The 12,077-nt window shown below is 59.3% G+C and carries 10 protein-coding genes and 3 pseudogenes; 11 read left to right on the top strand and 2 right to left on the bottom strand.

The features are described from left to right. Positions 1–3 precede the first annotated feature (3 nt). The 6 genes and pseudogenes from LT42_RS01545 to LT42_RS25070 all read left to right on the top strand — a co-directional run. A complete protein-coding gene (locus tag LT42_RS01545; RefSeq protein ID WP_052074955.1) occupies positions 4–387 on the top strand; it encodes a hypothetical protein in 384 nt (127 codons plus the stop codon). A 43-nt stretch (positions 388–430) separates the two neighbouring features. After that, positions 431–1,321: pseudogene (locus LT42_RS01540) on the top strand (RHS repeat domain-containing protein); the annotation flags it as partial. Between the two features lie 9 nt (positions 1,322–1,330). Further along, positions 1,331–1,618 carry a hypothetical protein gene (locus LT42_RS01535; RefSeq protein WP_037009328.1) on the top strand — a complete coding sequence of 96 codons (288 nt, stop codon included), beginning with the start codon at positions 1,331–1,333 and terminating at the stop codon, positions 1,616–1,618. A gap of 43 nt (positions 1,619–1,661) precedes the next feature. Further along, positions 1,662–1,941: pseudogene (locus LT42_RS26120) on the top strand (hypothetical protein); the annotation flags it as partial. Positions 1,942–2,007: 66 nt separating this feature from the next. Next, on the top strand, positions 2,008–2,397 hold the full coding sequence (locus LT42_RS01530; protein WP_037009327.1) for a hypothetical protein: 390 nt from the start codon (positions 2,008–2,010) through the stop codon (positions 2,395–2,397). 206 nt (positions 2,398–2,603) lie between these two features. Further along, positions 2,604–2,898 (top strand): annotated as a pseudogene (locus LT42_RS25070) (RHS repeat domain-containing protein); the annotation flags it as partial. A 59-nt stretch (positions 2,899–2,957) separates the two neighbouring features. Here the strand turns inward: LT42_RS25070 and uvrB are convergent. After that, positions 2,958–4,973 carry an excinuclease ABC subunit UvrB gene (gene uvrB, locus LT42_RS01525; protein WP_037009325.1) on the bottom strand — a complete coding sequence of 672 codons (2,016 nt, stop codon included), beginning with the start codon at positions 4,971–4,973 and terminating at the stop codon, positions 2,958–2,960. Positions 4,974–5,320: 347 nt separating this feature from the next. Here uvrB and LT42_RS01520 point away from each other — a divergent pair, with 347 nt between their 5' ends. From LT42_RS01520 to LT42_RS01505, 4 genes are all read left to right on the top strand, one after another. Next, positions 5,321–6,517 (top strand): amino acid aminotransferase, encoded by a 1,197-nt coding sequence (locus LT42_RS01520; RefSeq protein WP_037009324.1) that lies wholly within the window; start codon positions 5,321–5,323, stop codon positions 6,515–6,517. 531 nt (positions 6,518–7,048) lie between these two features. Continuing rightward, on the top strand, positions 7,049–7,468 hold the full coding sequence (locus LT42_RS01515; protein WP_152597569.1) for a hypothetical protein: 420 nt from the start codon (positions 7,049–7,051) through the stop codon (positions 7,466–7,468). A gap of 376 nt (positions 7,469–7,844) precedes the next feature. Then, complete coding sequence (locus tag LT42_RS01510) at positions 7,845–9,170, top strand: MFS transporter (protein ID WP_037012750.1); 1,326 nt, start codon at positions 7,845–7,847, stop codon at positions 9,168–9,170. Positions 9,171–9,308: 138 nt separating this feature from the next. Continuing rightward, on the top strand, positions 9,309–10,142 hold the full coding sequence (locus tag LT42_RS01505; RefSeq protein ID WP_037009319.1) for an oxidoreductase: 834 nt from the start codon (positions 9,309–9,311) through the stop codon (positions 10,140–10,142). 153 nt (positions 10,143–10,295) lie between these two features. Here the strand turns inward: LT42_RS01505 and LT42_RS01500 are convergent, their stop codons facing one another. Next, the gene (locus tag LT42_RS01500; protein ID WP_037009318.1) at positions 10,296–11,057 is read right to left on the bottom strand and encodes a FadR/GntR family transcriptional regulator; all 762 of its coding nucleotides are present in this window, start codon (positions 11,055–11,057) and stop codon (positions 10,296–10,298) included. Between the two features lie 246 nt (positions 11,058–11,303). On the opposite strand from LT42_RS01500, the gene LT42_RS01495 reads away from it, so the two are divergent. After that, positions 11,304–12,044 (top strand): SDR family oxidoreductase, encoded by a 741-nt coding sequence (locus LT42_RS01495; RefSeq protein ID WP_037009315.1) that lies wholly within the window; start codon positions 11,304–11,306, stop codon positions 12,042–12,044. Positions 12,045–12,077: the final 33 nt, after the last annotated feature.

Genomic DNA, 12,077 nt, shown 5'->3' with positions numbered 1-12,077 from the left:
GGAATGAATATTCTAGACCACATAAATAATAACTTGTTTTTAAAAAAAATATTTTCTGATGGACTCAAAGAGAAGATCCTGATCGGCCAACTAGGGCTTGATGTCGAAGGTAGGTTTAGCATTAACCTGCACACTATGCAGAAGCCTTCAATCGAAATACCCAAATGGGGAGCTCACGGACATAATTATGATGTAATCGTGATCAAACTCCTCGGCAGCAATGCAACTGACCTATCTATAAAAAACTGGCGTAATATTTCTTACTCCCATTTTTTCGTAACCCAAGAGGATGGCAGATTACATTTGAGAGCAGGCGAAGGAAACTGGCATTTTAGCGCCTTGGTTGAAACTCTCGGATTTCAAGAGTGCAGCACTTATTTGTCATAGCCTTTAGAAAATTGGAGCGTGGGGCAAGGCAATTACGCTGAGCAATGGCCACGTCGTGCGCATGACTTACGACCCACTGGGCCGACGCATCGGCAAACGCCAACACGATCAACACGGCCAATCGCTCGGCGAAACGGTCTTCACCTGGGACGGCCTGCGCCTGCTGCACGAACAGCGCAACAGCCTGACCAGCCTGTATGTGTACGCCGACGGCAGCCACGAGCCCCTCGCTCGCATCGACGGAAGCGGCGCCCTGCAAAAAATTCGTTACTACCACAACGACCTTAACGGCCTGCCCGAACAACTGACCGAATCTGACGGCCATGTCGTATGGCACGCCCGTTACCAGGTCTGGGGAAACAACGCCGAAGAGGTCCGCGAGCCGTACTTCATCGAGGAACAGAATCTCAGATTTCAGGGCCAATACCTTGATCGCGAGACCGGACTGCACTACAACACCTTCAGGTTTTATGACCCGGATGTGGAAAGGTTTACGACGCCGGACCCGATTGGGCTGGCGGGTGGGATTAATCTCTATCAGTACGCGCCGAATCCTATTGAATGGATCGATCCGCTGGGCTTGGCGGCTTGCGACAAGAATGTAAACGCTCTACGTAATGGTCCCCAGAAAACAACAGTCAGCGTGAAATCCAAGGCCGAAGCCCACGAGTTGGTGACGGAAGCATTCCCAGGCGCCCAGAAGGTACGGGGTATTGGGCCACAGGATGCAACGGAAATCAGGAAAAAATACAAGATGGAGCAGTTCAAGAAGAAAGACGGCAAAGTCCGCTATAGAAAGGATTATCCAATAGACAAAGCTACCGGTCGTGTTTTCGGACATGACGATCCTAAAGGAACAGGACACGGCGAGTTCCCTCACATCAACATCAAGCGCGCAGATGGAACGATGGTTCGCATCGACATTACCGGCTGAGGACACCCCATGGAGCACTTGGTAAAAGCTCTAGAAGCAGGCAAACGGAGAGGGTATGACGAGGTCCGCCTGATCAACTCAATCAAGTATCTATTCCAATACGCAATAAAAAAAGAGAAGGGGGTCTACTCAACTTACTTTTTGATGATCGATGAATCTAAGTTCGATGTATTTGAGGACTACGCGGAAGAAGAGGTACTGACATTCCCGAAATTAGAAGACGCACTGCAATACTTGAACAAACAAGGCGCAGATATTCAAAAAATGAGAGCTATTAGAGGAGGTTTGCCCTTCTGACGTTGGTTCAGACATATGAAAACTACCAATTTAATGCTTTTATATGTCCAACTTCGTCTACCCGGACCTCCTGAGCGACGCTCTTTCCCACACGTCGATGATAGCTGACATCCTCGGCGGTGTACTTGAGGTTGCGGCTAACGTGACAATCACTGCCCTGGCGACGGCTGCCGTGGTGGCGGGAAGGCATTACGAAGGCGACCGGCACCGTCGGGGTATGTGTGTCAGGCGCGGTAGTGGGAGTGATAGTCGGCGTTGCGATGATCAAAACGGGCGCCGACAACGGGCTAAGTTCGTTGTGCGAGGACATTGGCAACAGCCTGTCTACTCGACTTAAGTAGTACAACAACGGAGCGGACGGTCATATTTTCTATGACATACCGAATTGAATGAAGAATAAATACCTTTTCAAAGGTTTGAACGAAAAAGAGCTTCCGGAAAACGCAGACGAAGCCGCCGTTTTTTTTGAAATGCGTAAGCTGAGCACTGAAGCAATACATGTAAAAACACTCGACAGCATTAAGGATGTCGAACATTGGCTCTCGGCTGAGTGGTACTACGTTGCCAATAACCTAGTCGCGCACAAAGGCAAAACGCTGATTTTCAAGGGCAGGGTTGTGCTTGCCGAACGATCAAACTTGGTGGTTTTTTTACACACTGCGATTGCCGATGAAGACCTGCGACCTCTCCTCATCTCTCCCTGCTTCAAAAAAGACGTCCGACAGGTGATATTCATCTCAGAGGATGAATGTCACCTGTATCTCGCTGATGCACTCTAGATTTTCGCATGTCAGCCTCTCAACGCAGCCCGCCTTGGAGACGCCCTGTCTCACACTTCGATGATGGCCGACATCCTCGGAGGTGTGCTTGAGGTTGCGGCTAAAGGGGCCATTACTGCGGTGGCGGTGGCGGTGGCGAGGATTGCTGTTGCGATCGGCGGGATCGGTGGGTGTATGCCGGGGGCGGTTGGTGGGGCTAATACGGCTTCGGGCGGATGATCGAAAAACGCAGTGCCCGGCACGGCACCCAACGGTTTGCCGACGACGCCGACAGCCGCCTCATCGAAGTGCGCAACCCGAACGGCCACGTCGTGCGCATGAACTACGACCCACTGGGCCGACGCATCGGCAAAACGCGAACACGACCAACAAGGCCAATTGCTTGGCCAAACGGTTTTAACATGGGACGGCCTGCGCCTGCTGCAACAACAGCGCAACACTCTGAGCAGCCTGTACGTCGACACGAACGGCACCCACGAACCCCCATCCCGCATTGACGGCAGCCGCACCCTTCCCCACACGCTAATGCGGGCAAGGGGCAACTATCTTCACCACTGCTGTTAAACCGCCAGCAACCGCTCCCGCAGCTTGCCAATTTCGTCGCGCATCTGCGCCGCGGCTTCGAACTCCAGGTCGCGCGCCAACTGGTACATCTTTTCCTCCAGTTGACGGATGCGCTTGGTGATCTCGCTCGGCGAGCGCAGTTCGGCTTCGTACTTGGCGTTCTCCTCGGCGGCCTTGGCCATGCCCTTGCGCTTCTTGCTGCGCGAGCCAGGGACGGTCGCGCCTTCCATGATGTCGGCAACGTCCTTGATCACGCTTTTCGGCGTGATGCCATTGGCCAGGTTGAACGCGATCTGTTTCTCGCGGCGACGATCGGTCTCTTCAATCGCACGTTCCATGGAGCCGGTGATACGGTCGGCGTAGAGGATCGCGCGGCCGTTGAGGTTTCGCGCAGCACGGCCGATGGTCTGGATCAGCGAGCGCTCGGAGCGCAGAAAGCCCTCCTTGTCGGCATCAAGGATCGCCACCAGCGAGACTTCCGGCATGTCCAGGCCTTCGCGCAGCAGGTTGATCCCCACCAGCACATCAAAGGTGCCCAGGCGCAGGTCGCGGATGATCTCGACGCGTTCGACGGTGTCGATGTCCGAGTGCAGGTAACGCACACGGACGCCGTGGTCGGCCAGGTAATCGGTCAAATCTTCGGACATGCGCTTGGTCAGCGTAGTCACCAGCACCCGCTCCTCGATCGCCACGCGCTTGTGGATTTCGGAAAGCAGGTCGTCCACCTGAGTCAACGCCGGGCGGATCTCGATCTGCGGATCGACCAGCCCGGTCGGACGCACGACCTGCTCGACCACACGTCCAGCGTGCTCGGCCTCATAGGGGCCCGGCGTCGCCGATACGAAGATGGTCTGCGGGCTGACGTTTTCCCACTCGTCGAAGCGCATCGGCCGGTTGTCCAGCGCCGACGGCAGGCGGAAGCCATACTCCACCAGCGTTTCCTTGCGAGAGCGGTCGCCCTTATACATAGCGCCGACCTGCGGCACGCTGACGTGGGACTCGTCGATGACCAACAGCGCGTCGGCGGGCAGGTAGTCGTACAGCGTCGGCGGCGGCGCCCCGGAAGGACGGCCCGACAGGTAGCGCGAGTAGTTTTCGATGCCGTTGCAGTAACCCAGCTCCAGGATCATCTCCAGATCGAAGCGAGTGCGTTGCTCCAGGCGTTGCGCTTCCACCAGCTTGTTGGCGCCGCGCAGGTATTCGAGGCGCTCGTTGAGCTCGGCCTTGATGCCTTCCATCGCGTCGAGCAGGGTTTCGCGCGGCGTTACATAGTGGCTTTTCGGGTAGAACGTGAAGCGCGGAAGCTTGCGGATGACTTCACCGGTCAGCGGATCGAACGCCGAGAGGCTTTCCACTTCGTCGTCGAACAGCTCGATGCGGATGGCTTCGAGGTCCGATTCTGCCGGGAAGATATCGATCACGTCGCCGCGCACCCGGAAGGTTGCCCGAGCGAAATCCATGTCGTTACGGGTGTATTGCAGATCGGCCAGGCGACGCAGCAGCGCGCGCTGGTCGAGTTTGTCGCCGCGATCGACGTGCAGCACCATGCGCAGATAGGTTTCCGGGCTGCCCAGGCCGTAAATGCACGACACCGTGGTGACGATGATCGAGTCCTTGCGCTCCAGCAGCGCTTTGGTCGCCGACAGGCGCATCTGCTCGATGTGGTCGTTGATCGACGCATCCTTCTCGATGAAGGTGTCGGACGACGGCACGTAGGCTTCCGGCTGGTAGTAGTCGTAGTAGGAAACGAAGTACTCGACGGAGTTGTTGGGGAAGAAGGCCTTGAACTCGCCATACAGCTGGGCGGCCAGGGTCTTGTTCGGCGCCAGCACGAGGGTCGGGCGCTGCACTTGCTGGATCACGTTGGCGATGCTGAAGGTTTTGCCCGACCCGGTCACACCCAGCAGCGTCTGGTGCGACAGCCCTGCGTCGATGCCTTCGACCAACTGACGAATCGCCTCCGGTTGATCACCGGCCGGCTCAAAACGGGTAACGAGTTGAAACTCGGACATAACGTACCTCTGGACAGGCTGCTGTCGGACCAGACACGCGGGACAAGTCCTGCAGCAACGCAATTGAGCACGGACGACTGATCCCGTCACGGAAAAGACGTACATAAGAGAAAGTGATGGGACTACAAATGGAGTCGACCTCCCCGCCTTTCAAGCCGCCATGGCAGATTAGTCCGCGGCACTGGACTAACGGTCGAAAATTTTTCCCGAAAACCCTGAAAAACCGCCCCCGGCCTGTCGCCCGCACCGGCGTGGGTCTCTATACTAGCTCCCCGTTTGTGCACCGCTCTAGTGCAATCGGCTGGAGCGACGCGACCCATTCACTCCTCACTCAGAGCCCCCGCACAATGAGCCTGTTCTCCGCTGTCGAAATGGCACCACGCGATCCTATCCTGGGCCTCAACGAAGCATTCAACGCCGATACCCGCACGACCAAGGTCAACCTGGGTGTGGGCGTTTACAGCAACGAAGAAGGGAAAATTCCGCTGCTGCGCGCCGTTGTCGAAGCGGAAGAGAATCGTGTTGCTCAACACGTGCCACGCGGTTACCTCCCGATCGACGGCATCGCCGCCTATGACAAGGCTGTGCAGACGCTGCTTTTCGGTGCCGAATCGCCGCTGCTGGCCTCGGGCCGGGTGATGACGGTGCAAGCGGTCGGCGGCACGGGTGCTCTGAAAATCGGCGCTGACTTCCTCAAGCAATTGTCCCCCGACGCCGTGGTGGCGATCAGCGACCCGAGCTGGGAAAACCACCGGGCGCTGTTCGAGACCGCTGGCTTCCCGGTGCAGAACTATCGCTACTACGACGCCGCCACCCATGACGTGAACCGCGCCGGCATGCTCGAAGACCTGCAGAACCTGCCGTCGGGCTCGATCGTCGTGCTGCACGCCTGCTGCCATAACCCGACCGGTGTCGACCTGACACTGGAAGACTGGAAAAAGGTGCTTGAGGTGCTCAAGGCCAAGGGGCATGTGCCGTTTTTGGACATGGCCTATCAGGGCTTCGGTGATGGCATCGAGGAAGACGCGGCGGCGGTTCGGTTATTTGCCGACAGCGGCCTGACTTTCTTCGCCTCGAGCTCATTTTCGAAGTCTTTTTCGCTGTACGGCGAGCGGGTCGGCGCGTTGTCGATCGTGACCGATTCGAAAGAGGAAACGGCTCGCGTTTTGTCTCAGGTCAAGCGTGTGATCCGCACGAACTATTCCAACCCGCCGACCCATGGGGCGACTATCGTTGCGACGGTGTTGAACAGCCCTGAGTTGCGTAGCAAGTGGGAGGAGGAGTTGGGCGAGATGCGTCAGCGGATTCGTGCGATGCGTGAGGAGATGACGCAGCGTCTGGCGAATAACGCGGCGGGGCAGGATTTCAGTTTTGTGGCGCGCCAGCGGGGGATGTTTTCGTATTCGGGTCTGACGACGCCGCAGGTTCATCGCTTGCGCAATGAGTTCGGGATTTATGCGTTGGATACGGGGCGGATTTGTGTGGCGGCGTTGAACAAGGGGAATATCGAGGCTGTTACTGCAGCGATTCTCGCCGTTATCTGACAGCAGCGCTGGGGCTTGGAGATCAAGATCAAGAGCGTCTGCCTGGGGGCAGACTGTTTCGCCTTCGGCGAGTTACTTGGAAAACGCACCCCAAGTAACCAAGGGTGCCTGCTCTCGGTTGGGCCCGACTTCGTCGGGTTCCCTCACTCCGACGACACTCCGTGGGCCCGCGCCGAACGGACATCCATGTCCTGACGGCGCTCTCGCCGCATCCATGCGGCTCGACCCACTCCGCGTCGTCTGCGTTCGGCCTGCACCAAAGTCGCGATGGGTGTCGGCTGAACTTCCTGCGTACGAAGATCAAAAGCGGATCACGAGCGGATCAAAAGCTTCCCGGCTAAAGCCGGTCCCACTAGGAAACCGCGCACGCCTGTGCGACTGGCTTTCCCGGCTGAAGCCGGTCCCACTCACAAACCGCGGGCACCGGTGGGACCGGCTTCAGCCGGGAAGCGTTTGATTTTTGTGATCGTTCCCACGCTCTGCGTGGCAATGCAGTGCCAGACGCTTCGCGTCACCCGCTTGGGCAACCTGATGACGCTGACCGGCGCTGACAATAACAGTCTGTCAGACGATGCCAATCAGCACTTTGATCGAACCCTTGCCCGCCGTTGCCCTCGAATCGTTAAGTCCCCAGAACGGGATATGACAGAAGAGGTGCATATGGTTACCCAGAACAATGATCCATCCCTCAATCGCAATGACCCGGCGATCAATCCCGAGACTCCGGACAGCAGCCTGGCGCAGAACGATGCGTTGAAACAGCAGCAAAGCGGGTCGCAGGGCCAGGCGCCTGATGCAACGCAGACGCAGGAAAACAACGGTGCTGCGGAGGGTGAGAAGAACAGCTTTACTCCTGATTTCGAGCCCCATGAGCATGAGTCACCGGACACGACCAAAGCGGCGCGACAAACCGGTGAGGTCGATAAGGACATTGATACGGCTGACAGTTAAGGCTTGCTACTGAGTTCCGGTTACGGATTTATTGTCTAGCGCCGTCCGTAGGAGCCGGCTTGGCGGCGAACGTGTCGAGTCAGTCGGGAAAAAGGCGACCGACACATGGCATTCGCCAGCAAGCCGGCTCCTAAAGTGGTATGCGGGCCTTGTTATTCCTGCAGCACTCCTGCCGTGTGCCGGCGCAATATGCTTTGCGCTCACCTCGCGTATCTTTGATTGCGTAGCTTGCTAACAACACGGCACCATCGCGCCTCTGCCTGCGCCCGCAGGTCTGCCTGAATTTCATTTCGGAGCGTTGTCGATAATGGTCCAGCCCGTCATTGAGGATTCTCCCCGCGTCGGTAACAAACTGACGCCCCGTGAATTTCGCGGCATGGCCGCAATTTTGATCTCCATTGCCCTGGCGACTCTCGACACGGCCATCGCCAATACCGCCCTCCCCGCCATTGCCGCCGATTTACACGCGTCACCCGCAGCCTCGGTTTGGATCATCAATGCCTACCAGCTTGCAGCGGTGGCGACCCTATTGCCGTTTGCCGCGCTGGGCGGTGTGCTCGGCCATCGCCGGGTGTACCTGGGCGGGTTGATTCTGTTCGTGGTGTCCTCGGCGCTGTGCGCGCTTGCCTGGTCGTTGCCCTCGCTGATCATCGCCCGCGTGCTGCAAGGCGTCGGCGCGAGCGCGATCATGAGCGTCAACGCGGCGCTGATCGGCTCGATCTTTCCCCATGAGCGGCTTGGCCGAGGGTTGGGCATGAATGCGCTGGTGGTCGGTAGGTCGTTTTCCATCGGCCCAACCGTTGCCTCGCTGGTGCTGTCAGTGGCGAGCTGGCCATGGCTGTTCGCGATCAACCTGCCCATCGGCCTGTTCGCGCTAGTGTTTGCCTGGAACTCCCTGCCTGTCACCCGGCTTGGCTCCCTGCCCTTCGACCGCCTGACGGCGATGCTCAACGTGATCACTTTCGGCGCGCTGATTTTCGCCTTGAGTCAGGCGGCTCAGCTGGGTTCGATGAGCAGTGTGATGATCGCGCTGGCGATCTTTCTCGTGGGCGGCGCGCTGATGCTCAAGCGTGAAGCCGGGCACCCCGCGCCGATGTTTCCGCTGGACCTGCTCAAGCGTCCGATGTTCGCGCTGTCGGCCCTGACCGCTTTCTGCTCCTTCGCCACACAAGGGTTGGCCTTTGTCTCGCTGCCGTTCTTCTTCGAGACCACGCTGGGTCGCGACCCGGTGCAGACCGGGTTTTTGATGACGCCCTGGTCGGTGGTGGTGGCGATGATCGCGCCGGTCGCCGGGCGGATGTCCGACCGGTATCCGCCAGGGTTGCTGGGCGGTATCGGGCTGGCCATGTTGTGCCTGGGCATGCTGTCGCTGGCGAGCATGCCGGCCGACGCCAGCGTGGTCTCGATCACCGCGCGAATGGTGCTGTGCGGCATCGGCTTTGGCTTCTTTCAGGCGCCGAACCAGAAAGCGCTGATGACCAGCGCCCCCAAGGAGCGCTCCAGCGGGGCCAGCGGCACGATTGCCACGGCACGCTTGATCGGTCAGGCGACTGGCGCCGCTCTGGTGGCGCTGAGCTTCGGCATTTCCAGCAGCCACGGGCCGGTGCTGGCGTTAAGCATCGGTGCGGGCTTTGCGGCCGTGGGCAGTGTAGCGAGTGGATTGCGACTGGTGACCAAAAACACGGCCAATCCCAAGCCATAGGGCAAGCCATGCTGTTGTGCATGCTACCGGGGCAGGATCAGGCAAGCATCACGTAGGACTGGGCCATCGCATTGCCGCGCAAGGTTTCTAACATGGAGATCTTCTACCAACGGCTTCGCCCTCGTGAGGATATGCGCAATGAGCAAAACCAAAACTCTTTTCATCACCGGTGTCAGCAGCGGCTTCGGCCAGGCGCTGTCGCAGCAGGCGTTGGCAGCGGGTCATGTGGTGATCGGAACCCTGCGTAACTCCCAGGCTGTGCAGGCATTCGAGGCGCAGGCACCGGGCCGCGCCCACGGCGTGCTGCTGGATGTCACCGATTTCGACGCCATTGACCGGGTTGTGGCCGACACTGATAAAGCGTTTGGGCCCATCGACGTGCTGGTCAACAACGCTGGCTACGGCCATGAAGGCATTCTTGAAGAGTCACCGCTGGAAGAGTTGCGCCGCCAGTTCGACGTCAACGTGTTTGGCGCAGTGGCGATCATGAAAGCCTTCGTGCCGTTGTTTCGCGAGCGCCGGAGCGGTCACATTCTCAACGTCACGTCGATGGGCGGGTTCATGACGCTGCCGGGGATTTCCTACTACCACGGCAGCAAGTTCGCACTGGAGGGCATCTCCGAGTCGCTGGGCAAGGAGCTCAAACCGTTCAACGTGTTCGTCACTGCGGTGGCGCCGGGGTCGTTCCGCACCGACTGGGCCGGGCGCTCGATGCAGCGCTCGCCACGGCAGATCGCCGATTACGACGCCAGCTTCGACCCGGTGCGCCAGGCGCGTGCTGAACGCAGCGGTAAGCAGCCCGGCGATCCGGTCAAGGCGGCAGAAGCCATGCTCAAGCTGATCGACAGCAAAAACCCGCCCGCGCATTTGTTGCTGGGCAGTGATGCGCTGAAGATGGTTCGGGAGAAGCTGGCACAACTCGAAGCCGAGTTTGCGGAATGGGAAGAGGTGTCGCGGTCGACGGATGGATAAAGTCCGCGGCCGCGCACAACTGTAGGAGCGCGCTTGCCCGCGAATGCAATCTGCCTGTGACCTTTGCATCGTTTGATACACCGCCTTCGCGGGCAAGCGCGCTCCTACAGGTAATGCGTTAACGGGAACATCCGCGCAGGCCGTCTTGCAACGCTACACCCCACCCCGACTGAATATGCGGATGACTTCGTCCAGGTGCGCGGCCATCGCATTGCGGGCAGCTTCAGCGTCGCGGTTTTGCAGGGCGTCGAGGATCAGGCGGTGTTCGTGCTCCGAACGGAATGGCATGTCGTCAGAGGTGTAGTGGGCCTGCAACCGCTGGAACATGCTGCCGTACTGGTGACCGAGCAGGTGCTTGATCATCAGTGCGTAGGCCGGATTGCCCGAGGCCTGGGCGATGCGGATATGGAACAGCCGGTCGCCGGGATGCGTATGCGAATGCGCGCGGTTGTCACGGGTATTGCGCTCGAAGGCCTCGCGGATCGCGTCGAGGTCCTCGTCACTGGCGTTCTGCGCCGCCAGCGCGGCAGCTTCCGGCTCGATCAGACGGCGCGCCTGAAGTAACGCGAAGGGCGGAATTTCCGCGCTGAAATCCACCTCGATGCCCAACTCCGGATCGACTTCCTTCCACTGATCCCGGGTGACCTGCGTCATCACCGGCTCATCGGTCAGCGCCCTCCCCGGCGGCTCGCACACCAGCACGCCATTGCCCACCCGGACATCCACCAGCCCGATCACTTCCAGGGCAATCATCGCTTCGCGCACCGACGCCCGGCTCACGCCCAACATTTTGGCCAGCTCACGTTCGGCCGGCAGGCGGCTGCCCGGAGGAAATTCACGGCTGTCGATCAGCGCCCGAAGCTGGTCGGCGATCTGGCGATAAAGTCGCTGGTTATCAATTACTTGGATTGGCATCGGCGGTCGGCTCGGCGTTTTTCAACGCAGTGGAACAGGCAGAACATCAAAAATTGACCTTGTTGCGGTCCGCATCTGGTGCTAAAAACAGGACCAATGGCCTGACCATTGGAGCGCTGCACCGAGCGGAGCATAGCAAACCCGAAAGGGCTGCGTGCAGTCCGTATCGGCGGACGAAGCGACGCGATGGCCGGCCGGCAGACCCCACAAGACGGGTCGTCTCAACAATAACAACAAGGGATCACCATGGACCTCACCGGTAAGCGAGTGCTCATCACTGCCGCCGCCCAGGGCATCGGTCAAGCCAGCGTCGAGGCATTTCTGAATGCTGGCGCGGAGGTCTTCGCCGTCGACATTAACGGCGCGGCACTGGACCACCTGCAAAGCGTGCACAAACGTGTGCTGGACGTCACCGACCACGCCGCCATCGAGCGTCTGGCCGCCGAAGTGGGCGCGCTAGACGTGCTGTTCAACTGCGCGGGCGTGGTGCACAGCGGCAATATCCTCGAATGTTCCGAAGACGACTGGCGCTTCGCCTTCGACCTCAACGTCACCGCCATGTACAAAATGATCCGCGCCTTCCTGCCGGCGATGCTGGCGAACGGCGGCGGTTCGATCATCAACATGTCGTCGGTCGCCTCGGCCATCAAGGGCGTGCCCAATCGCTTCGCCTATTGCGCGAGCAAGGCCGCAGTCATCGGGATTACCCGCTCGGTGGCCGCCGATTTCGTCGGGCAGAACATCCGTTGCAACTGCATCTGCCCCGGCACCGTGGAATCGCCGTCTTTACGCCAGCGTGTCGCCGATCAGGCCGCCCGCGAGGGGCGTGACGAAGCCGAGGTGTACGCGGCGTTCGAAGCCCGCCAGCCCATCGGCCGCCTGGGCACGCCTCAGGAAATTGCTCAACTGGCGCTGTACCTTGGCTCGCCAGCCAGCAGCTTTACCACCGGCACGGCGCAAATCATCGACGGCGGCTGGAGCAACTGAGCTTGCCCGCCCATCCCTTTCGTACCCACTCAC

This window comes from Pseudomonas lutea (assembly GCF_000759445.1).
Taxonomy (GTDB): domain Bacteria; phylum Pseudomonadota; class Gammaproteobacteria; order Pseudomonadales; family Pseudomonadaceae; genus Aquipseudomonas; species Aquipseudomonas lutea.
This window is presented reverse-complemented; position numbering and strand designations above follow the sequence as displayed.

Excerpts from the sequence above, each read along its gene's own strand:
- uvrB (WP_037009325.1), bottom strand. The coding sequence starts at position 4,973 with ATGTCCGAGTTTCAACTCGTTACCCGTTTTGAGCCGGCCGGTGATCAA.
- LT42_RS01495 (WP_037009315.1), top strand. The coding sequence starts at position 11,304 with ATGGACCTCACCGGTAAGCGAGTGCTCATCACTGCCGCCGCCCAGGGC.
- LT42_RS01510 (WP_037012750.1), top strand. The coding sequence starts at position 7,845 with ATGGCCGCAATTTTGATCTCCATTGCCCTGGCGACTCTCGACACGGCC.
- LT42_RS01500 (WP_037009318.1), bottom strand. The coding sequence starts at position 11,057 with ATGCCAATCCAAGTAATTGATAACCAGCGACTTTATCGCCAGATCGCC.
- LT42_RS01530 (WP_037009327.1), top strand. The coding sequence starts at position 2,008 with ATGAAGAATAAATACCTTTTCAAAGGTTTGAACGAAAAAGAGCTTCCG.
- LT42_RS01505 (WP_037009319.1), top strand. The coding sequence starts at position 9,309 with ATGAGCAAAACCAAAACTCTTTTCATCACCGGTGTCAGCAGCGGCTTC.
- LT42_RS01520 (WP_037009324.1), top strand. The coding sequence starts at position 5,321 with ATGAGCCTGTTCTCCGCTGTCGAAATGGCACCACGCGATCCTATCCTG.
- LT42_RS01515 (WP_152597569.1), top strand. The coding sequence starts at position 7,049 with ATGACGCTGACCGGCGCTGACAATAACAGTCTGTCAGACGATGCCAAT.
- LT42_RS01545 (WP_052074955.1), top strand. The coding sequence starts at position 4 with ATGAATATTCTAGACCACATAAATAATAACTTGTTTTTAAAAAAAATA.
- LT42_RS01535 (WP_037009328.1), top strand. The coding sequence starts at position 1,331 with ATGGAGCACTTGGTAAAAGCTCTAGAAGCAGGCAAACGGAGAGGGTAT.